Raw genomic sequence first — 19,840 nt, forward strand, 5'->3', positions numbered from 1 at the left:
CATAAGCCCTCTCCCAGGGTGAGAGTCAAGAGGGATTTTGAAATTTTTTCTGCCGGTTAAAAAACCGCCCGCGTCTTTTGACGCGGGCAGTTGGAATCATTCCACAGTGACGGATTTTGCCAAATTCCGGGGCTTGTCGATGTCGCACCCCCGCTGCAGCGCCACATAATAGGCAAACAGCTGGAGGGGCACGATGCCAAGAGATGGCTGGAGAATGGGATGGGTGTCCGGCACGGCGACTACTGCATCGGCAGTCTTTGCCATCTTCTCCCGGAAGCCCTCTGTGGTAACGGCCAGAACCTCTGCGCCTCGGGCCTTTACCTCCACCACATTACTCATGGCCTTGTCAAACAGCGGCCCGTAGGTGCCCAGGGCCACCACCAGCGTTCCCGGCTCAATGAGGGAGATGGTGCCGTGCTTCAGCTCGCCGGAGGCATAGGCCTCGGAGTGGATGTAGCTGATCTCCTTCAGCTTCAAAGAGCCCTCCAGGCCCATGGCGTAGTCCAGATTCCGGCCAATGTAAAAGACGGAGTTGTGGTTGAAATACCGGGAGGCAAAGTACTGGGTATCCTGAAAATCTTTGAGATACCGCTCCATCTTCTCCGGCAGGATCTGGAGCTCCGCCAAAACGGCGTCATACTCGCTCTGTTCCACAGTACCCAGCAGGTCCGCCAGATACAGCCCCACCAGGTCCAGCGCCGCCAGCTGGGTGGAATAGCCCTTGCTGGTGGCCACGGCGATCTCCGGCCCAGCCCAGGTGTACAGCACATCGTCCGCCTCCCGTGCGATGGAGCTGCCCACCACATTGCAGATGGCCAGCGTCCTGCCTCCCAGTCGCTTGGCCTCCCGCAGGGCGGCCATGGTGTCCAGTGTCTCGCCGGACTGGCTGATGGTGATGACCAGGGTGTTCCCGTCCACCAACGGCTCGCTGTATCGGAACTCCGAGGCCAGCACCACCTCCACCGGCCGCCGCAGCAGCTGCTCCCAGACATACTTCCCCACGATCCCCGCATGATAGGCGGAGCCGCAGGCCACCATATAAATGCGGGAGATCTTTCTGGCGTACTCCGTTGTCAATGTAATGTCGTCCAGCACAATCCGACCATCCCGAATGCGGGGCGAAATGGTCTTGCGGATGGCCTCCGGCTGTTCCAGGATCTCCTTAAACATGAAATGGGCATAGCCGCCCTTTTCCGCCGCAGACACATCCCAGTCCACTATATTGTGCTTTTTGTCCACTGGAATCAGCTCATCGTCAAAGACGTCAATGCTGTTGGGCGTCACCACGGCGATCTCACCATCTTCCATGTAGATGACGTCCCGGGCGTACTTGATGATGGCCGTCACATCCGAGGCAATAAAATTGCCGTTTTCGCCTTTACCTAAAATCAGCGGGCTGTCCTTTCGGGCTGCAATCAAAGCGTTGGGATAGTCCGAGCAGACGATGCCGAAAGCGTAAGAGCCCTCGATCCGGCGCAGGACCCGGCCCACGGCCTCCAGCATATTATGGCACTCGTTGTAGTGGTACTCCAGCAGCTGGGCCACCACCTCTGAGTCCGTGTCGGAGGCGAAGTTCACACCCAGCTTCATCAGGTGCTCCTTAAGCTCCAGGTAATTTTCAATGATGCCGTTGTGGACCAGGGCAATACTGCCGTTCTCACTGACGTGGGGATGGGCGTTGACGTCGTTGGGCTCTCCGTGGGTGGCCCAGCGGGTGTGGCCGATGCCCAAAACTCCCTCCAGGTCCGCCCCGCCGCGGGTCAGGTCCGACAGCGCCCGCAGCCGGCCCTTGGTCTTGCGCACCTGGAGACCCCTGGTCTCCGAACGCACCGCGATTCCGGCGGAGTCGTATCCACGGTACTCCATCCGCTCCAGTCCGTCCAGCAGAATCGGGGCGGCCTGGTCCTGCCGTCCCGCAAATCCAATAATTCCACACATGATAAATCATCCTCCTGATTTTTGACCAAGAGAACAAACGCGCAGGATTTGTCACTCTCTCCGCGGCCGCGGCCTCTTTGTTTTGCGGTCACCCGCATATTTCAAGGCCCGCGTCACGCATCCGCGGGATACGGAGGGACATCCGCCGAATTTTCGATTCTTCCCTCTCCTCGTCATCCTGTAAAGTACAATTGCATTACAGGCTCTGGCGCTTTTGATGGGTGGCTCCCATTATCCTCCTTTCTCTCTGCGCTTTGTATGATAAAACCTCTTTTTTAGAGGCAATATCCAGGAATAATTTCACGGCGGAGGCAGAAACTATCCGAACGGAGGGAAACCGCTTATGATGACCGCCTTCGCACGCACCGTAATACTCTATTTCCTCATCATGATCGGCCTGCGGCTGATGGGCAAGCGCCAGATTGGCGAGCTTGAGCCCAGCGAACTGGTGCTGACCATGATGATTTCAGACCTGGCCACCGTGCCCATGCAGGATTTCGGCATCCCACTGCTGGCCGGGGTCATCCCCATTCTGACGCTGCTGGCCCTGTCCATACTGTTGAGCCAGCTGTCATTGCGGAACCTGCGGTTCCGAGAGCTGGTATGCGGCACACCCGCCGTGCTGATCCGCCGCGGGGTCATCCAGCAGCAGACCATGCGCGAAAACCGCTACACCCTGGATGAGCTCCTGGAGGAACTGCGGTGCCAGGGAATCTCCTGCGTAGAGGATGTAAAATACGCCATTTTGGAGAACTCCGGCCAGCTTTCCGTCTTGCCCTGGACGCATCAGCATCCCCCCACCGCCGCCCAGCTCCATCTGGAGGTGGAGGACGACGTAATGCTGCCCACGGTCCTCATCAACGACGGGCGGGTACTGCACAAAAATCTCACCGCCTGCGGCCATGACCGCGCCTGGCTGGAGGAGCAGCTGCAAAAACAGCACCTGTCCTCCCCCAGGGAGGCCTTTCTCCTGACCCTGGACGAACATGGCCAGGTATCCTGCGTGAAAAAGGAGGACGGTCCATGAGGGGAACCCTGCCGCCCCTGATCCTGCTGGCGTGTCTGCTGTCCTTTGCCCTGTGGAACGGAGCCCGGATCACAGACGACACCGCCCGCTGGCGGGCCCAATTACAGAAGGCGGACACCCTGGCGCAGTCGGAGGACTGGGCCGGGGCGGCCGCCGCCCTCTCAGAAAGCCACGAGGACTGGAGCGGACGCCAGCCCTACCTCCGCACCGTCTCCCAGCACAGCGCCGTGGACGAGGCGGAGTCTATGTACCGCCGCTGTCAGGCCTTTGCCGCCGCCCGGGAGCTCTCGGAGTTTCGGGCAGAGCTGGCCGGCCTGCGGGAACAGCTGCGGCTGCTGGCGGAGATGGAGCGGTTCAGCATCCAAAACATCCTCTGAACAGCCAAAATATCACTCATTCTCCAGAAGAAGCTTGTTCAGCTCCTCCTTGAAAGTGTCGATGTCCTTGAACTGGCGGTACACGGAGGCAAAACGGACGTAGGCCACCTGATCCACCTTCCGCAGCCGCTCCATGACCTTCTCCCCCACGTCCTCGGTGCTGATCTCCCGCTCCATGCTGTTCTGGAGATCCTGCTCAATCTCGCCGGCGATCCGCTCCAGATCCGCCAGAGGCACCGGACGTTTCTCGCAGGCGCGGATCATGCCGGAGAGCACCTTCCGCCGGTCAAAGCTCTGGCGGCTGCCGTCCTTTTTCATGACCACCATGGGGAGGCTCTCCACCGTCTCATAGGTGGTGAACCGCTTGCCGCAGGAGAGACACTCCCTCCGGCGCCGGATGCTGGCCCCCTCCTCGGCGGGCCGGGAATCGATGACCTTGCTCTCGCTGTACCCACAAAACGGACACTTCATAAAAATGGCCTTCCCTTCTCTCGCCGGCAGTCCGCCGGCGTTTTTCTTTTGCGCTCTCCCGCCCATCCGACCCGATATTCGCCAGGCGAACACGGATACCTATCTATATTTCCGGTAATTATAACACAAAAATGTCGAATGTGGTATACATTATTTTATTTTTTCAAAAGTTTTTTCCCGCTTCCGGGAAATGGCGGCGGCTTCTCACGGAAACACCGGGCGCTCCTCACTGTCAAAGACAAAAACGGCGTACTTTTCGCCGTTGATGGAGCGGACGTCGGCAAGGCAAAACAGCGTGGGCAGGGGGAATGCCTTTCCGCTGTCATAGGGCAGGGCCAGAAACATCCGCCCCTGCCCAGTTCGGACCAAGGCCCCCGCGGCGCCCCGCAGCCGTTTTTGCAGCCAGGGAGCATGGAACAGTGCCTCCGGGTCCGGCGCGGCCTTCCAGGCCTCCCGGTCCTCCGCCGCCGCAGGCCGGACCTCCCCCCGCAGCAGGCGCCCCAGGGGCTCCGTCATCCGCTTGGAAAACCGCCGCCGGATGACCGCCTCCTGGCCCAAGGGCTCCAGGACACCCAGGCGCAAAGAGCCCTCCCGGCCCACGGCCCAGGCACACCACAGCCCCTCCCCCGGCAGGCGGCAGCGGGCGTCAAACCAAGTGTAGAGGGCCTCCCGCTCCACGGTCAGCTCCCCCGCCGCCCTGCCGTCCAGCAGCAGCGGAAACTTATCCATACATCCTTTGTTCATGGAAACACCTCCCCGCCGGAGGAAATTTCAGCGCGTCATTTCACAGGCCGGGAAAAGATGCATACCCCGCCTGTGCCAATCTATGCACAGACGGGGGCTGTTATGTAAGAAGCTGTGCCAATCAGCAAAAATGTGCGTGCTGGAAGAAATTTTCTCGTCAATTCACGCACTTTTACTGATCGGCACAGCTTCTAATTGTTGTCTCAGGCGATGGTATACGATCCCCGCACCAGCAGCTTGGTGGTGGCGGCAGTGGCTCGGACGGCCCGGTTCTCAATGGTCATCATATACAGGTGGTTTTGGGCCAGGGCGCCGCCGTTGTTCAGCGTACCAGCAGTGGTCTCGTCGATCAGCCCCGGCGCGGACGGCGTCACACAGACGGCGGCGCCCACCCGCAGCATCACCTCGCAGCCGATGTCCCCGGTGAGGGTCTGTCCGTTGGAGAGAGTCACCACGGTGAATACAGACGCCGTGGCTGTCCCCGTGCCGGAGACCTGTCCTCCCAGCTGGCCGCTCCAAGCGGCAATCTTCTCATCCACCCGGGCCATGATGGTGTTCATAAACGTCTCGTTCAGGTAGCTCAGGGTCACCAGAGGGTCCTGGGCGGACCCGGCCTCCGCCGCAAACGCTGTAGTCACCAGCACACCGCAGAGGGCGGCTGCCGCAGCCAAACGCAAAAACCAGTTTTTCCTTTTCATATGTACCTCCTTTGTAAAACCGTCCTCCCGGAAGAGCGAACCTCCTCCGGGAGGATCGGCGACTCACACCAGTTGATCGTGCGGCAGTCCGAAGCTCGCCGCGATGGCCGTATCGCTTTCCCACACCGGCCCTTCGGGCCGCTGCGGGAGCCCTTTTGATCTCACTCAAATCGCCGGAAATGAATTCCGCCGATTTCAGGGTTTCGCCGCCGCGAAACGCCTGACGCCGCACTCGCGGCGGAGTCGATCCGGCGCTTTTCCACCGCACAACACATTCTCAAACCAGTTGATCGTGCGGCAGTCCGAAGCTCACCGCGATGGCCGTATCGACCTTTTCCATCACATGCTCCTCCACGTGGCCCATGCGCTCCCGCAGCCGCTTTTTGTCCAGGGTCCGCACCTGCTCCAGCAGGACCACGGAATCCCGGCTCAGGCCGCAGCTCTGGTCCACAGGGAGATCGATATGTGTCGGCAGCCGGGCCTTGCCCGTCTGGGAGGTAATGGCCGCCGCGATCACAGTGGGGCTGTAACGGTTTCCGGTGTCGTTCTGAATAATCAGAACCGGCCGGACGCCGCCCTGTTCGCTGCCCACCACCGGGGAGAGATCGGCATAGTAAATATCGCCGCGCTTGACACTCGTATCCACAAAGTTCACACTCCGCCGAAAGAAGTACCCGTCACCGAAGTCTCTTCGGTGAGGCCACTTTCATTCTCCCACGCAGTTCCGGAATTTATACGCTGCCCCGCAGGGAAAATTCCGGCGTCTCCGCCCCGCAGTATCCTATGCGCGGGACAGGGCCGAAGTGTGCGAATCAAACTCAGAGCAGCAGCCGCAGGCTCCGCTCCACAACCCCGCCCCCCTGGATATACAGCCGGGGCACCCGCTTACTGACCGCGCAGGTCAGCTCGTAGGGAATGGTCCCCAGGACCGCCGCCAGCTCGTCCACCGGCTGGCGGCCTCCAAAAATCTCCACCTCGTCGCCCTCGCAAACATCCGGCAGGCCGGTGAGGTCCACCATGGTCATATCCATGCAGATCCGTCCCAGGACAGAAGCGGGACCTTGGGCAGTCCACACCGCCATGCGGTTGGAGAGTCCCCGGAACAGCCCGTCGGCGTACCCGATGGGCAGCACTCCCACCCGGGTCTCTCCCCCTGTGCGGAAGGTCCTGCCGTAGCTGATGTCCGTCTCCGGTCCAAAGCGCTTGACGGTGTAGACGCAGGATTTCAGCGCCATCACCGGCCGCAGGCCCAGCCGCTCCCGGTCCGCTCCCGCCCCGTACAGGGCGATGCCGGGGCGCACCATGTCCAGATACATCTCCGGATACCGGGCCAGAGCGCCGCTGTTGGCACAGTGCCGCAGGGCAAACGTCCTGCCCTTTGCCGCCAGAGCCTCCAGTACCCGGGTAAAAACAGCGAACTGCCGCCGGGTGTAGGCCTCGCTGTCCCCGCCGTCCTCGTCGGACACAGCGAAGTGGGTGAAGATTCCCTCCGCCTCCAGGCCTGGCAGGGCGCAGGAGCGGGCAATGGACTCCACTCCGCTGTCAAAACGCCCGTCCCGCACCTGAACGCCCAGGCGGGACATACCGGTGTCCACCTTGATATGCACCTTCAGCGTTCCGCCGCAGGCGGAGGCGGCGGAACTGTAAGCCTCCGCCTTGGCCTGGTCGGAGACCGCCTGGGTGATATTATGGGCAATCAGCTGGGGCGTCATCTCCGGCGGAGTGTGGCCCAGAATCATGATGGGGGCCTGAATCCCTCCCCGGCGCAGCTCCTGGGCCTCGTCCAAACTGGCCACCGCCAGGTACTCCGCCCCCAGCCGCTCCAGGCAGGCGGCCACCTGCACCGCGCCGTGACCGTAGGCGTCCGCCTTCACCACACCCAGGTACCGGACCTCCGGCCCGGTCAGCGCCCGGGCCCGGTGGTAGTTGTGGGCCAGGGCGTCCAAGTCGATCTCCGCCCAGGTCCTTCTCAAAATCGTATCGTCCATTCTGCAGGGCCACCTTAAAACATCTCTTCCGCGGGGCCGGGAAGCCCTCAGGCCGCGCCACTCTCCCCCGCGGGCTCTATTGTATCACAAAAAGCAAAACTCGTAAAGTCCGCCGTCAAAATGATTTCCCCATCCACGGCGACCTCCCCCCGGAGAGGCGTTCCGTCCTCCTGCCGCAGCCAGACCGTGGAGACGATCTTTCCGTCCTGGAGGCCGCTCTGGTCCACAGAGAGCCGCAGACAGGGCGTCTCGTTCCACTCCTCCCGGTTCTCCTCCAGCAGCCAGCCGTCCCGCAGGGCGCTCATCAGCCGGGGCAGACAGACGGCGGGGCTAATCTCCTCGCTGCTGAGCGCTCCCGCGTTCAAACAGGCGTCCTCGTATTCGATCTGCCAGTCGCTGCCGCTGAGCATTGCCCTGACTCCGGCGATGGACTCCGGCTCCAGCACCTCCACGGTGCTCTCTCCGTCCGGCGCGTATTCGCACCGCAGCAGGGCCTCCCACTCCAGCCCCTCCTGGCCGCAGGTCACGACGGCCTCCATGGTACAGCCCGTCATGTCGTGGTAACGCTGGCGCAGATCCACAGTCTCCGCCTCCCCTGTCCCGCTGCCGGCGCAGGCCGCCAGCAGCAGGAGCAGAGCCATCATTGGTACACAGAATACTCTGCGCACCGAATACCCCCTTCTGAAAATCAGGAATGAGAAATTAGGAATTGAACCAGGTGGAAGGAGCCAGACCTTGTTTGAAAGATCAAATCGCCCAAGCAGCGGATTTTTTTACGCTGTGCCGCCTTAAAAATTTTTTGAGATCCGCAAAATGTCCCTGGGAATTTTTGTCTTGCCCGGCGCAGAAACCTCTCTCCGCTGGGCACTCCGCCATTTATCAAACAAGGCCTGGTGAAACACAGAATTTTCTCGAAAACACAAAGTCGATAATGAAGAGGAGCCAAAGTTTCCGAAAAGGAAAAATTCCTAATTTCCAATTCCTAATTCCATAAACGCCTCCGGCATTTCCCGGATCACAGCCTCCGGCGTCATGCAGTAGGCCGTCAGGCGTTCCGCCGCCAGATCCCCGGCGCGGCCGTGGAGCCATACGCCGCCCGCCGCCGCCCGGACCGGCACGGCCCCCTGGGCCAGGAGGGAGGCGATGATCCCCGTGAGCACATCTCCGCTGCCGCCCTTGGCAAGGCCTGAATTGCCGGTGGTGTTCACCAGCACGGTGCCCGCCTGTGTGGCCGTCACAGTCCTGTGACCCTTCAGCACCAGCGTACATCCGTGCCGGAGGGCAAAGCGCCGGACTGCATCCGCCCTGCCGGCTGAGAGATCCCCTCCAACGCGGGCAAACTCCCCGTCGTGGGGCGTCAGAATCGTGACCCTGTCCCGCCGGGCGTCCAAAGTATCTATATGCCCCTCCAGGGCGTTTATGCCATCGGCATCCAGCACCACCGGCTTTTCCGTCCGCTGCAGAATCTCCCGTACCAGCCGGGCGGTATCCTCATTCCGGCCCAGCCCTGGGCCGATGGCCAGCGCGTCGCAGCCCTCCAGCTTTTCCAGGATAGCCGGAAGCGCCGTCCTCTGGAGCTTCCCGCCCCCGTCCGCCAGGGGAAACGGCATGGCGGAGACGCACCGGGATGCCTCGACCGCCCAGATACTCTCCGGCACCCCCAGATACACCAGCCCGCAGCCGGACCGCACCGCCGCCGAGGCGGCGAGATACGGCGCGCCAGTATAACCCACCGCGCCGCCCACGATCAGGAGCTTGCCAAAATCCCCCTTGTGGCCGTCGGGCTTCCGGGGCGGCAGAGCCTCTTGGACATACTCCCGCTCCACCGTCATCACCATACAGGCGGTCCGGCGGACCAGGTCTGACGGAATGCCGATTTCCCGAACCTCTACCCAGCCGGAGCACAAAACACCATCCCCCGCAAATTGGCCGATTTTAGGCAGTGTAAAGGTAACTGTCCTGTCAGCTTTTACGGCACAGCCCAGGACCCTTCCCGTGTCGGCCTCCACGCCGGAGGCGATGTCCGCGGCCACCACCCTGCCCCGGCTTTGGTTTATCAGGCGGACGGCAGCCGCGGCGGCGGAGTCCGGAGCGATCTCCCGGGAGAGGCCCACGCCGAAGATCGCGTCCACCAGCACATGGCTGGCGGCGATCCACTCCGCCTGGTCCTGACTGCCGGGGTCAAAGGGCTCCAGCTCCACTCCGCACTCCGAGAGCCGCCGGGTCTCCTCCAGGGCGTCCGGCGTCAGCCGCTCATAGCGGCCCGTCAGAAACACCCGGACCCGGACCCCCTTCAAAAACAGCAGCCGGGCTGCAGCGATACCGTCTCCGCCGTTGTTCCCCGCGCCGCACAGCACAGCGGCCCGGGCCTTTCCCGGCTGAACGGGCAGCAGATCCAGCGCGGCCTCCGCCACGCCCGCCGCCGCCCGCTCCATCAGGTCGATGGAGGGAATCTTCCGCTCCTGAATCGCCCGCCTGTCCAGTTCCCTCATCTGGGCCGATGACGCAAGCTTCATTGTATCTCCTTCCTTTCTTCACAGGCCGTATTCAAAAAATGAAAGTCACAGTACTGCGCGCCGCCGCCCAATGTCCCGGAGCGTTCAAAACGGATCTTCGGCAGCAGTCCGGAAAAAACGATGTCGTCATTTTCACAATAGACGCGGCACAGCTCCGGACAGCCATGGGCGTTTGTCAAATCCCAATAGATACAGCGGTGCAAATTAAAATGAATCTCCTGCCCGTTCCGCTGGACCCACTCCGTCCGCCATCCCTCTTCCGGAAAGAATTTTTTCATATATCGCTTAACGGTCATCCTGTAAAGACGGTACGCAAAAGGGAAGCCCGCCAGATTCCGCATTCGCTCCCGCTTGCTCTCCGCCGCCCGGCGGGTTTCTCTCCTCACATATTCCAGCGCCTTCTCCAGGGAAATTCCCCGCTTTCGCAGCGTCTGGTAGAACGCCATGGCCGGAAACAGCTTCCGCCGCAAATGCTCCTGAATGGCGGCGCTGTCCGCTTCATCCGCGCCGCGCAGAAGCTCCTGAAAACGGGCCTCTGTCTGCTGGAAAACCGCCGCTCCTTCCGACTTAAAAAAACGGAGACAGTCCTCTTCCAGAAAGGAGAGCGTTGTCTCAGCCAGCATCATCTGCTCCACCCCCTGCAATCTTCCGGAAAACCTCCTTGGCGTGCCGCTCCAGTACGTCCGCCTTTGTGACGGCAAGCCCCCATTTCTCATCTCCAAGAACGATCATTGTGTCCCCCGCGCGGATCTGGAACACCTCTCTCGCCTCCTTTGGAATGACAATTTGTCCCCGCTCGCCCACCTTTACCGTGCCGAAAATGTAACGCCCCTTTGGAACCTCCATGTATTCCATCCTCCATTGCATATAAATCATATTTTTCATATTTTAATGAATTTTAGCGGATTGAACAGGAAAAGTCAAGGAAATTTTGCATGCAGTACTTCTTTACAGGCAAAAAAGCTGGTAGAATGGTACGCGCAACCCAAAGTTTACACGATTTTCTCCAAACGCAACACGAAATCGCTGGCGTTGCGGCCTCCGCTCCGGTACGCTGAGATCATCAAACACAAGGAGGAATTTCCTATGGCATTTCCCGAAAATCTGCAGTTCATCCGTGCCCAGGCCGGCATCACCCAGGAGCAGCTGGCGGAGCAGTTAGACGTCTCCCGCCAGTCCGTCAGCAAGTGGGAGGGCGGCCAGAGCTTTCCCGAGATGGACACTTTGCTGCGCATCTGCGACCTCTACAGCGTGAATCTGGACACCCTTCTCCGGGGCAGCGTGGAGGAGAGCCGGGTGGAGGACACCGCCCGCTATGACCGTTTCATGACCCGCTTTGCCAAAAAGATTGCCTTTGCCACCGGCGGAATCATCGCCGGTGTGGGCCTGTGCGGCCTGCTGGAGGCCCGGGGTGTGTCGGAGATGCTCAGCGGCGCATTTTTGCTGCTGGTGATCGCAGTCTGTGTGGTGGTCATTGTGGCCAGCAGCATCCAGCATGACATCTTCTGCAAACGCTATCCCGTCATTGCCGACTTCTATACCCAGGAGCAGAAGGACGCCTTCCACCAGAAATTCGTCTGGTACATCTCCGGAGGCGTGGGGGCCATTCTCTTCGCCGTGGCGCTTTTGCTGCTGTTTTTCTTCGTCTTCCCGGAGCAGGAGCCCTATGAATCCTACGGAATAGCCCTCCTCCTCCTCATCGTTGCCGGCGCGGTAACCTGCTTCATCTACGCGGGAATCAACGACGACAAGTATAACATCGCCAAATATAACCGGGACAACAATCCCACCCCGGAGGCCAGACAGAGACTGAATCTGATCGGCACCATCCAGGCCGCCATGATGCTGCTGGCCACAGCGGTATACGTGGGGCTGGGACTGACCCGGAACCTGTGGGGCACCGCCTGGTGGATTTTCGCCGTGGCGGGGATTCTCTGCGGCGTGGTGGCCGTGATTCTGAATCCCTACAAAGGCAGTGATTGACAAATTCCCCCATTCCGCCGTATTCCGGCGGAATGGGGATTTTCCCTCTTGCATTTCTTTTATTTCTATGGTATAAGTGATAGTTGAAATCAGCGATGAACGGGAAAATAATGGATTCCGCAGCGCTCAGAGAGGACTGGCCGTCGGCTGTGAGCCGGTCCGCGCCGCGCCGTTTGGTTCGCCCGGGAGCCGCCGTGGAGACACGGCCGGAGGCCCACCGTTACAGGGGCCAGAGCGCGCGCCGTCAGGCGCGAATCCGGGTGGTACCGCGGAGGGGTTGCCTTTCGTCCCAGGTCATGGGAGGGAGGGTCTTTTTTATACCCAAAGCGGCCGCACAACTACACAGAAAGAAGGAACTTCTCTTGCGTCACCCATGGAAGCGGGCCTTTTCCGCCCTTCTGGCCCTCGCGCTTCTTCTCTCTCTTATGGCCTGCCAGTCCTCAGGCGATCCGGAAAATCCGTACAGCGGCAGAAAACTGCCCGTCCTGATGTACCACCACGTGGTGGAGGACGGCCAGGAGTGCAACGACATGACCATCACCGTCTCCCGCCTGCGGGAGGATCTCCAGTGGCTCCAGGACAACGGCTACACCACCGTCCTCCCCCGGGAGCTGGCGGCGGGGGAACGTCTGCCGGAAAAGCCCGTCCTCATCACCTTTGACGACGGCTACCGCAGCAACTACAACCTGGCCTTTCCCATCTTTCAGGAGTTTGAGGCCAAGGTGGTCATCTCTGTCATGGTCTATATGCAGGACAACGCCGCCAGCGACTTCATCACCTGGGCCATGTGCCGGGAGATAACAGACTCCGGCCTCATCGAGATCGGCTCCCACACCTACCTCCTCCATAACCTGGACGAGCGGGGCGGCAGCTTTGACCCGGAGGGCGTCAACGGCGTCCAGCGAAAGCCGGAGGAGACCGACAGGGAGTTTCAGTCCCGGGTGCTGGACGACATCCAGCTGAGCTACGATTTGATCGCAGAGAAGCTGGAGCAGCCCCCCACCTTCTTCGCCTATCCCTTTGGCCTGACGGAGCCGGACGCCGACGGCCTGATCCAAGAGCTGTTTCCCGTCACGGCGGTGACGCTGCCCAAAACGGCGGACCTCTCCGACGGTCTGTACGACCTGCCCCGGCACACCGTCACCATGAACAAGAGCCTGGACAGTATTCTGAACCCGCCGCTGAAAACCGTGGTCAAGGCCAAAATCAAGGACTTTCTAGGTCTCTCGTAAAGGAGGCGCGTTATGCGTGTACGAGTTTACGACGAAATGTCCCGGACGTATTTCCACTCAGAGCTGTACGCCGTTTTGTACAGCGGTATCTTTGAGCAGTATCTCATCATGCAGAAAGACCGTCTGCTTCTGGCGGACAAGTGGCGCCGGGAGGGGAATTCCTATGACTCTCAAATCCATCTCATTGACACAGACTTTCCAGAGAACTGGATCGCCCTGACCAATGGAAACATTTCCAATTTCCCGGACTTCCCCAAGCGCCTGCCCGAGGACAAGTGGACCGCTTTCCGGGGCTTCCCCTGGGTCTGGGAGGACAAAGACGCGCTGCGCCGCATGCTGAGCGGGGAAGCGGTTCCTCTTTCAGAGACGGTTTTTCCGCCTGTCTCCTCCCTCCTCCCCGGCTGGAGCTATGTGCTCTCTCAGGAGGAGGCGGAGACGCTGCTGCAACGCTACCATGACTTTCACGATTCCGTTCTGGTGGACCTCCGCTATACCAGCGGCTCGAAACAGCTTCCGGACGGCAGTATGCTGGTCGCCGATTATGTCCGCCAGGTGACCATGCATTTCCACAGCGACTGGGCGCCGCCCCTCGAAATGGTTTTTGAGGGCGTAGAGGGATTGGACCTCCGCCCCGCTGACGAGGACTGCTTCTCCTGTCTGCAGGAAGCCGCTCTCCGCTTCCGGGACGGGGCTGTGTTCTTCTGCGACGGATTCTGTGAGGATGAAGCCTCGTACCCCGGCACTAAAATTTCAGCCTATTCTCTGCGCTGGCGGTTCCTGCCGCCTGTAAAGCAGCAACCCACATCCAAGTAAAGGAGTTAAACGCATATGAAAGCACAACTGGAAGCCATTCGCAAAGGCGCACTGGAGGCCATCTCCGCAACCCAGGCCGTGGCGGACCTGGAGTCCCTCCGGGTGAAGTATCTGGGCAAAAAGGGCGAGCTCACCGCGGTCCTCAAGCAGATGGGCAAGCTCTCCGCCGAGGAGCGCCCCGCCATGGGCCAGATGGCAAACGACGTCCGCACCCGGCTGGAGGAGGCCATTGAGGCCCAGTCCGCCGCCCTCTCCCAGAAGGCCCTGGAGGCCAGACTGAAGCTGGAGGCCGTGGACGTAACCATCCCCGGCAAAAAGCCCGCCCAGGGGCACAAGCACCCCATGTACTCCGTGCTGGACGAGATGAAGGAGATCTTTTTGAACATGGGCTTTGAGATCATGGACGGCCCGGAGATCGAGCAGGCGGACTACAACTTCACCAAGCTCAACGCCCCGGAGAACCACCCTTCCCGGGACTGGACCGACACCTTCTATTTGAAGGAGGACTCCTCCGTCCTGCTGCGGTCCCAGACCTCCCCCATGCAGATCCGGGCCATGGAGACCTACGGCGTGCCCATCCGCATGATCTCCGCCGGACGGGTGTACCGCAAGGACGAGGTGGACGCCACCCACTCCCCCATGTTCCACCAGATCGAGGGTCTGGTGGTGGACAAGGGCATCACCATGGCGGATTTGAAGGGGACGCTGAACGCCGTGATCCGGGAGATCTACGGCCCCGAGACCGTCACCCGTTTCCGCCCCCACCACTTCCCCTTCACCGAGCCCAGCTGCGAGGTGGACATCCAGTGCTACAAGTGCGGCGGAAAGGGCTGCCCCACCTGCAAGGGTGAGGGCTGGATCGAGATTTTGGGCGCAGGCATGGTCCATCCCAAGGTGCTCCGGAACTGCTGCATCGACCCGGAGGAGTACTCCGGCTATGCCTTCGGCATGGGCCTGGAGCGGCTGGCGCTGGGCCAGTACAAGATCAGTGATATGCGGCTGATCTTTGAAAACGACATACGCTTCCTGGAGCAGTTCTGAAACTGGCGGGAGGTTCTGATATGGCGGATTATGTATCGGTTTTCACCTATAACGACAAAGTGTCCCTTTCTTTTGCGGCTGAGGATCCCAAGGTCATGTCCCTGGGGGAAAACTGGAGACCCTCTCCCCGGAGAATGAGGCCCGGGCGGAGCGGTTTGAGAAGCTCATCCGCTCTTTGATAGAAAACGAGGAAGAGCTCTGCCGCATCGTCCGGGACGAGGGAGATGAAATCGAGTGGGACTGACCAACGATTACGCCGGACGGACGGAATTGACCTGGCCATCCTGAACAAGGACGCCGCCCGCCAGAACGCCATGTATCTCGTGCCTGGACCCATTGCCGAAAATATGAAAACCTATCCGAAGCGAAACGCTCCGGAAGAAGGAGTTTGACATTATGAAACTTTCCCGTAAATGGTTACAAGAGTTTGTAGACATCGGCCCGGTGAACGACCGGGATTTCGCCGAGGCCATGACCCTCTCCGGCTCCAAGGTGGAAGTCACCGAGGACCTGGGGGCGGAGATCTCCAACGTCGTCGCGGGCCGCATCAAAAAGATGGAGCGCCACCCCGACAGCGACCATATGTGGGTCTGCCAGGTGGACATCGGCGAGAAGGAGCCTGTGCAGATCGTCACCGGCGCCTGGAACATCCACACCGGCGACCTGGTGCCGGTGGCCAAGCACAACTCCACCCTCCCCGGCGGCAAGAAGATCACCCGGGGCAAGCTGCGGGGCGTGCTGTCCGACGGCATGATGTGCGGTCTCAGCGAGCTGGGCCTGGACGAGCGGGACTTCCCCTACGCCGTCATTGAGGCCGCCGCCCTGCTGAACGACTACAAGCCCATCGAACCGGAAAAGCCCTCCATCCCCGCGGACATCCAGCCGGGACATAAAATTTTCGGGCCGGTGGTCTGCGCCCGGGTGGAAACGGTGATGGACAACGGCGGCGGACACTGGACCTTCGCCCTGGACTGGGGTGAAAGCAGCGGCAATGTCCACAATGTCCGCCTCCAGAATATCCACCAGGGAGACCTGGTGGCCTACAACACCAAATCTCAGTCCATCTGCACCCTGGCGGACCTCCACGCAGAGCAGAAGGAGTTCCCCCACTGTATCCCCGACGGCATCTTTGTCATGCACGAGAAGTGCAGGCCCGGTGATGACATTAAGCCCATCATCGGCGCGGACGACCACGTGGTGGAGTTTGAGATCACCCCCAACCGGCCCGACTGCCTCAGCGTCATCGGCCTTGCACGGGAGGCCGCCGCCACCTTCGACAAGCCCCTGAAGCTCCATACCCCCGTGGTGAAGGGCTGCCCCGAGGACGCGGACAATCCCCTGGCCCAGTCCATCGCGGAGCGCCTGGACGTGGAGACCCCGGACCCGGATCTCTGTCCCCGCTACACCGCCCGGATGGTGCGGAACGTAAAGATCGCCCCCTCCCCCAAGTGGATGCGGGAGCGGCTGCGGAGCATGGGCGTCCGGCCCATCAACAACATCGTGGACATCACCAACTACGTCATGCTGGAGTATGGCCAGCCCATGCACGCCTTTGACTACCGCTATGTCAAGGGCGGAAAGATCGTGGTCCGCCGGGCCCAGGAGGGCGAGGAACTCACCACTTTGGACGGTAGCATCCGCAAGCTGAACGCCGACATGCTGGTGATTGCCGACGACACCCGGGCCGTTGGCCTGGCGGGCGTCATGGGCGGACTGAACAGCGAGATCGTGGAGGACACCGCGGACGTGGTCTTCGAGTCCGCCAACTTCGACGGCGCCTGCATCCGCAAAACCGCCCTGGCCCTGGGCATGCGGACCGAGGCCTCCGCCAAGTTCGAAAAGGGCCTGGATATTCTCAACACCCTCCCCGCCGTCAACCGGGCCTGCGAGCTGGTGGAGCTTCTGGGGGCCGGCGAGGTGGTGGACGGGGTCATCGACATTCTGAACTACGTCCCCCAGCCCACCGTCCTGAAAGTGGAGCCGGACAAGATCAACGCCCTCCTGGGCACCGATGTGGCGGAGAACGTGATGTACACCACACTGCAAAAGCTGGGCTTTGAGACCACAAAGGACCGCGGCATGATGAAAGTTCCCTCCTGGCGGAGCGACGTGGAGGGCATGGCGGACCTGGCCGAAGAAGTCGCCCGGTTCTACGGCTACAATAAGATTCCCGACACCCTCTCCTCCGGCCTGAATGAGCGCCGGGGCTGGAACTTTGTCCAGCGGGCGGAGAACGCCGCCGGGGCTCTCTGCCGGGCCGCCGGGTACAGCGAGATCATCACCTATTCCTTCATCAGCCCCACCTATTACGACAAAATCGACCTGCCGGCGAACTCCCTCCTCCGGAATTCCATGAAAATCCTGAACCCCCTGGGGGAGGACACCTCTATCATGCGCACCACCACCCTGCCTTCCATGCTGGAGATTCTGGCCAGGAACTACAACTACCGCAACAAGTCCGTGCGGCTCTATGAGCTGGGCCGCACCTACTTCCCGAAAAACGACGGCTCCGGCATGGCCGACGAGCCCAAGGTGTTGTCCCTGGGCGCCTATGGCGGCGGAATGGATTTCTTCACCCTCAAGGGCACGGTAGAGGCCGTTCTGGAGGGTCTTCGGATTGCCGGCGTGCGCTATGAGACGGAGCGGGAGAATCCCTCCTACCACCCCGGCCGCTGCGCCAGGGTATACAGCGGAGAGACTCTTCTGGGCGTCCTGGGTCAGATCCACCCCCATGTGGCCGACAACTACGGCGCAGACTGCGAGCTGTATACCGCAGAGCTCCAGTTTGACGCGCTGTATCAGTGCGCCGGCGGCAAGCCGCTGTACCGCCCCCTGCCCAAATTCCCCGCCGTCACCCGGGACATCGCCCTGCTGTGCAGCCGCAGCATCCCCGTGGCCGCGCTGGAGGACTGCATCCGCCGGGGCGCCAAGGGCCTTTTGAAAAATGTGACCCTGTTTGACATCTACACCGGTCCCGGCGTACCGGAGGACAAGAAGAGCGCCGCCTTCAGCCTGGAGCTTCGGGCCGACGACCGCAGTCTCACCGCCGAGGAGGCGGACGAGGATGTAAAGAGCATTCTGGAGCTGCTGAAAACCGAACTGGAGGCCGTTTTGCGCTGAAAAATGCCCCTCTCCCCGCCGCAAATCGTTCCCAGGCGGGGAGAGAGTAAAAATCTTTTATAAATTTCCAGCAGAAACTCTTTACAGTTTTTCAAAAAAAGTGTATACTAGCACTATAATGAGTTTTCCTGTGAGAGAAAGAAAGGTGGTGTCTGCATGGACGATTATACCCGGAAATTCAGCATTGCGATGGACAAGGATGAGGAGATTTATCAGATCCTGTCCACGGTCTATCGGGCTCTGGAGGAAAAGGGCTACAATCCCATCAATCAGATTGTGGGATATATCCTGTCCGAGGACCCCACCTATATCACCAATCACAACAATGCCAGGACCCTGATCCGCAAAATCGACCGGGACGAATTGTTACAGGTTCTGGTGCGGAAATACCTGAATCAGTAACAAAAGTAACAAAGATTACAATCTTGTAAAAATTTTTTCTGCGGAATTTTTCATGTCGCTTAACGGGTGATTTGAATGATTCCGCAGATTTTTTCGCACTTATTGGCGAATTTTTGCGGATTTCGGGAGAGATTTCAATCAAAATCCGCCCGTCGTTTCATTGACAAAGAGGGAAAAACATGTTACAATTTGGTTACAAAATTTCAAAGGAGTGTTTTGATGGCAGATAAGAAAAGCACAAAGAACGAAGGTCTCCTCTATAAGGGTCATCCTCTCCGCCGGGTGGACAACCTGATTTACTACGGATCGATGACGGACAAATATATTATTATGATGCAGGTCCTGGAGAACAGACAGGAACAAGACATCAAGCTGGCCACCAAGGTGTCCATCCAGCTCCAGCTGACGGAGCCGGAGAACTCCCGCAGCCGCATTGTGAAAAAGAGCGAAAAGGACAGCCTGTACGCCGCCATGGACATCGCTGCCATCTGGCTGGACCGAGCTCTGGCCGGAAAGTAATCCCTCACCACCTTCTACAAAAGCTGAAACGAAAGGATGCATATACGTATGACACACCTCGTTGGAAAGGCGGTCAGGATCGCCTCCCTCTCTGTGATTGCGGTCTTGCTGCTGGGCGTCACCGCCCTGGCCGCTGAAGAAGATATGGCCGTTGCCATCGGTGCCACCACCGGTTCCTCTCTGCGGCTCCGTTCGGGCCCCTCTCTCGACGCCTCCATCATTACCATGCTGGATGAGGACGTGCCTGTGGCCGTCCTGGACGACACGCTGGACGGCTGGTACAAGATTAACTACAACGGAAACACCGGCTACGTCTCCGCCGACTATATGCTCATCGACCAGGACAACATCTTCGACGCCTATGGCCGGGTGGAGGGCGACGGCGTCAACGTCCGCTCCAACTCCTCCACAGACGGCCAGGTGCTCACGGTGATGAACCGCAACAGCATCGCCACTGTCAACGGCTTTGAGGACGGCTGGTACAAGATCACCGCAAACGGCGTGGACGGCTACATCCGCAGTGACTATCTCACCATGTGCGGTTCCAGCGCCGCCAGCGCCACCGGGTCTCTTGGCAGCACTGCCAACGATGTGGTGAGCTTCGCCAAGCAGTATCTGGGCACCCGGTATGCCTACGGCGGCTCCTCCCCCAGCGGCTTTGACTGCTCGGGCTTTACCATGTATGTCTACAAGCACTTTGGCTACTCCCTTCCTCACACCGCCACCGGTCAGTGGCAGAGCGGCTACGGTACCCGCATTTACAATATCAGCGAGCTGCAGCCCGGCGATCTGGTGTTCTTCTGTGACCCCAGCCGCTCCAACGGCAAGGCCTGCTCTCACGCCGGCATCTATGTGGGCAATGGGCAGCATATTCACTCCTCCTCTTCCCGGAGCGGCGGTGTGATTATCAGCGACCTGACCAGCGGATACTACAATACATATTTTGTCGGCGGCATCCGCCTCTGAGGAAA

The 19,840-nt window shown here is 60.3% G+C and carries 20 protein-coding genes; 10 read left to right on the forward strand and 10 right to left on the reverse strand.

Features of this window, described 5'->3' with window-relative positions; genetic code table 11:
* Window positions 1-96 precede the first annotated feature (96 nt).
* Window positions 97-1,938 (reverse strand): glutamine--fructose-6-phosphate transaminase (isomerizing), encoded by a 1,842-nt coding sequence (glmS, locus tag C816_RS16705; RefSeq protein ID WP_016323587.1) that lies wholly within the window; start codon window positions 1,936-1,938, stop codon window positions 97-99.
* A gap of 343 nt (window positions 1,939-2,281) precedes the next feature.
* Between glmS and C816_RS16710 the strand changes: the two genes are divergently transcribed.
* Both C816_RS16710 and C816_RS16715 read left to right on the forward strand, forming a co-directional pair.
* Window positions 2,282-2,965, forward strand: a complete 684-nt coding sequence (locus C816_RS16710; RefSeq protein ID WP_016323588.1) for a DUF421 domain-containing protein — start codon at window positions 2,282-2,284, stop codon at window positions 2,963-2,965.
* Window positions 2,962-3,342 (forward strand): DUF4363 family protein, encoded by a 381-nt coding sequence (locus C816_RS16715; RefSeq protein WP_016323589.1) that lies wholly within the window; start codon window positions 2,962-2,964, stop codon window positions 3,340-3,342. The genes C816_RS16710 and C816_RS16715 overlap by 4 nt, the downstream gene beginning before the upstream one ends.
* A gap of 12 nt (window positions 3,343-3,354) precedes the next feature.
* Here C816_RS16715 and nrdR read toward each other — a convergent pair whose 3' ends face one another.
* The 9 genes from nrdR to C816_RS16760 form a co-directional block, all read right to left on the reverse strand.
* Entirely contained in the window at window positions 3,355-3,813 is a 459-nt protein-coding gene (gene nrdR / locus C816_RS16720; protein ID WP_016323590.1) for a transcriptional regulator NrdR, read from the reverse strand.
* Between the two features lie 204 nt (window positions 3,814-4,017).
* Window positions 4,018-4,542 carry a hypothetical protein gene (locus C816_RS16725; RefSeq protein ID WP_207636946.1) on the reverse strand — a complete coding sequence of 175 codons (525 nt, stop codon included), beginning with the start codon at window positions 4,540-4,542 and terminating at the stop codon, window positions 4,018-4,020.
* A 218-nt stretch (window positions 4,543-4,760) separates the two neighbouring features.
* On the reverse strand, window positions 4,761-5,255 hold the full coding sequence (locus C816_RS16730; protein ID WP_016323592.1) for a hypothetical protein: 495 nt from the start codon (window positions 5,253-5,255) through the stop codon (window positions 4,761-4,763).
* A gap of 277 nt (window positions 5,256-5,532) precedes the next feature.
* A complete protein-coding gene (locus C816_RS16735) occupies window positions 5,533-5,901 on the reverse strand; it encodes a type II toxin-antitoxin system PemK/MazF family toxin (protein WP_016323593.1) in 369 nt (122 codons plus the stop codon).
* Window positions 5,902-6,073: 172 nt separating this feature from the next.
* Window positions 6,074-7,243 carry an alanine racemase gene (alr, locus tag C816_RS16740; protein ID WP_016323594.1) on the reverse strand — a complete coding sequence of 390 codons (1,170 nt, stop codon included), beginning with the start codon at window positions 7,241-7,243 and terminating at the stop codon, window positions 6,074-6,076.
* A 47-nt stretch (window positions 7,244-7,290) separates the two neighbouring features.
* Complete coding sequence (locus C816_RS16745) at window positions 7,291-7,887, reverse strand: hypothetical protein (protein ID WP_155979093.1); 597 nt, start codon at window positions 7,885-7,887, stop codon at window positions 7,291-7,293.
* Window positions 7,888-8,211: 324 nt separating this feature from the next.
* Entirely contained in the window at window positions 8,212-9,759 is a 1,548-nt protein-coding gene (locus C816_RS16750) for a bifunctional ADP-dependent NAD(P)H-hydrate dehydratase/NAD(P)H-hydrate epimerase (protein ID WP_016323596.1), read from the reverse strand.
* Window positions 9,756-10,385, reverse strand: a complete 630-nt coding sequence (locus C816_RS16755) for an L-2-amino-thiazoline-4-carboxylic acid hydrolase (protein WP_040655974.1) — start codon at window positions 10,383-10,385, stop codon at window positions 9,756-9,758. The genes C816_RS16750 and C816_RS16755 overlap by 4 nt, the downstream gene beginning before the upstream one ends.
* The gene (locus C816_RS16760) at window positions 10,372-10,605 is read right to left on the reverse strand and encodes an AbrB/MazE/SpoVT family DNA-binding domain-containing protein (RefSeq protein WP_016323598.1); all 234 of its coding nucleotides are present in this window, start codon (window positions 10,603-10,605) and stop codon (window positions 10,372-10,374) included. Before C816_RS16760 ends, C816_RS16755 begins: the two co-directional genes overlap by 14 nt.
* Before the next feature lie 240 nt (window positions 10,606-10,845).
* Here C816_RS16760 and C816_RS22025 point away from each other — a divergent pair, with 240 nt between their 5' ends.
* The 8 genes from C816_RS22025 (at window position 10,846) to C816_RS16805 (ending at window position 19,835) form a co-directional block, all read left to right on the forward strand.
* Complete coding sequence (locus C816_RS22025) at window positions 10,846-11,742, forward strand: helix-turn-helix domain-containing protein (RefSeq protein ID WP_016323599.1); 897 nt, start codon at window positions 10,846-10,848, stop codon at window positions 11,740-11,742.
* A 362-nt stretch (window positions 11,743-12,104) separates the two neighbouring features.
* Window positions 12,105-12,974, forward strand: a complete 870-nt coding sequence (locus C816_RS16770) for a polysaccharide deacetylase family protein (RefSeq protein ID WP_016323600.1) — start codon at window positions 12,105-12,107, stop codon at window positions 12,972-12,974.
* A gap of 12 nt (window positions 12,975-12,986) precedes the next feature.
* The gene (locus C816_RS16775) at window positions 12,987-13,787 is read left to right on the forward strand and encodes a hypothetical protein (protein ID WP_016323601.1); all 801 of its coding nucleotides are present in this window, start codon (window positions 12,987-12,989) and stop codon (window positions 13,785-13,787) included.
* Window positions 13,788-13,802: 15 nt separating this feature from the next.
* Window positions 13,803-14,828 carry a phenylalanine--tRNA ligase subunit alpha gene (gene pheS / locus C816_RS16780; protein ID WP_016323602.1) on the forward strand — a complete coding sequence of 342 codons (1,026 nt, stop codon included), beginning with the start codon at window positions 13,803-13,805 and terminating at the stop codon, window positions 14,826-14,828.
* A gap of 396 nt (window positions 14,829-15,224) precedes the next feature.
* The gene (pheT, locus tag C816_RS16790) at window positions 15,225-17,948 is read left to right on the forward strand and encodes a phenylalanine--tRNA ligase subunit beta (protein ID WP_016323604.1); all 2,724 of its coding nucleotides are present in this window, start codon (window positions 15,225-15,227) and stop codon (window positions 17,946-17,948) included.
* A 156-nt stretch (window positions 17,949-18,104) separates the two neighbouring features.
* Complete coding sequence (locus tag C816_RS16795) at window positions 18,105-18,350, forward strand: IreB family regulatory phosphoprotein (protein ID WP_016323605.1); 246 nt, start codon at window positions 18,105-18,107, stop codon at window positions 18,348-18,350.
* A 219-nt stretch (window positions 18,351-18,569) separates the two neighbouring features.
* Window positions 18,570-18,869 (forward strand): hypothetical protein, encoded by a 300-nt coding sequence (locus C816_RS16800; protein ID WP_016323606.1) that lies wholly within the window; start codon window positions 18,570-18,572, stop codon window positions 18,867-18,869.
* A 48-nt stretch (window positions 18,870-18,917) separates the two neighbouring features.
* Window positions 18,918-19,835: a C40 family peptidase gene (locus C816_RS16805; RefSeq protein ID WP_016323607.1), complete on the forward strand. Its 918-nt coding sequence runs from the start codon at window positions 18,918-18,920 to the stop codon at window positions 19,833-19,835.
* Window positions 19,836-19,840: the final 5 nt, after the last annotated feature.

It is taken from the genome of Oscillibacter sp. 1-3, from assembly GCF_000403435.2.
Lineage (GTDB): Bacteria > Bacillota > Clostridia > Oscillospirales > Oscillospiraceae > Oscillibacter.

Excerpts from the sequence above, each read along its gene's own strand:
- glmS (WP_016323587.1), bottom strand. The coding sequence starts at position 1,938 with ATGTGTGGAATTATTGGATTTGCGGGACGGCAGGACCAGGCCGCCCCG.
- C816_RS16710 (WP_016323588.1), top strand. The coding sequence starts at position 2,282 with ATGATGACCGCCTTCGCACGCACCGTAATACTCTATTTCCTCATCATG.
- C816_RS16715 (WP_016323589.1), top strand. The coding sequence starts at position 2,962 with ATGAGGGGAACCCTGCCGCCCCTGATCCTGCTGGCGTGTCTGCTGTCC.
- nrdR (WP_016323590.1), bottom strand. The coding sequence starts at position 3,813 with ATGAAGTGTCCGTTTTGTGGGTACAGCGAGAGCAAGGTCATCGATTCC.
- C816_RS16725 (WP_207636946.1), bottom strand. The coding sequence starts at position 4,542 with ATGGATAAGTTTCCGCTGCTGCTGGACGGCAGGGCGGCGGGGGAGCTG.
- C816_RS16730 (WP_016323592.1), bottom strand. The coding sequence starts at position 5,255 with ATGAAAAGGAAAAACTGGTTTTTGCGTTTGGCTGCGGCAGCCGCCCTC.
- alr (WP_016323594.1), bottom strand. The coding sequence starts at position 7,243 with ATGGACGATACGATTTTGAGAAGGACCTGGGCGGAGATCGACTTGGAC.
- C816_RS16745 (WP_155979093.1), bottom strand. The coding sequence starts at position 7,887 with ATGATGGCTCTGCTCCTGCTGCTGGCGGCCTGCGCCGGCAGCGGGACA.
- C816_RS16750 (WP_016323596.1), bottom strand. The coding sequence starts at position 9,759 with ATGAAGCTTGCGTCATCGGCCCAGATGAGGGAACTGGACAGGCGGGCG.
- C816_RS16755 (WP_040655974.1), bottom strand. The coding sequence starts at position 10,385 with ATGATGCTGGCTGAGACAACGCTCTCCTTTCTGGAAGAGGACTGTCTC.
- C816_RS16760 (WP_016323598.1), bottom strand. The coding sequence starts at position 10,605 with ATGGAGGTTCCAAAGGGGCGTTACATTTTCGGCACGGTAAAGGTGGGC.
- C816_RS22025 (WP_016323599.1), top strand. The coding sequence starts at position 10,846 with ATGGCATTTCCCGAAAATCTGCAGTTCATCCGTGCCCAGGCCGGCATC.
- C816_RS16775 (WP_016323601.1), top strand. The coding sequence starts at position 12,987 with ATGCGTGTACGAGTTTACGACGAAATGTCCCGGACGTATTTCCACTCA.
- pheS (WP_016323602.1), top strand. The coding sequence starts at position 13,803 with ATGAAAGCACAACTGGAAGCCATTCGCAAAGGCGCACTGGAGGCCATC.
- pheT (WP_016323604.1), top strand. The coding sequence starts at position 15,225 with ATGAAACTTTCCCGTAAATGGTTACAAGAGTTTGTAGACATCGGCCCG.
- C816_RS16795 (WP_016323605.1), top strand. The coding sequence starts at position 18,105 with ATGGACGATTATACCCGGAAATTCAGCATTGCGATGGACAAGGATGAG.
- C816_RS16800 (WP_016323606.1), top strand. The coding sequence starts at position 18,570 with ATGGCAGATAAGAAAAGCACAAAGAACGAAGGTCTCCTCTATAAGGGT.
- C816_RS16805 (WP_016323607.1), top strand. The coding sequence starts at position 18,918 with ATGACACACCTCGTTGGAAAGGCGGTCAGGATCGCCTCCCTCTCTGTG.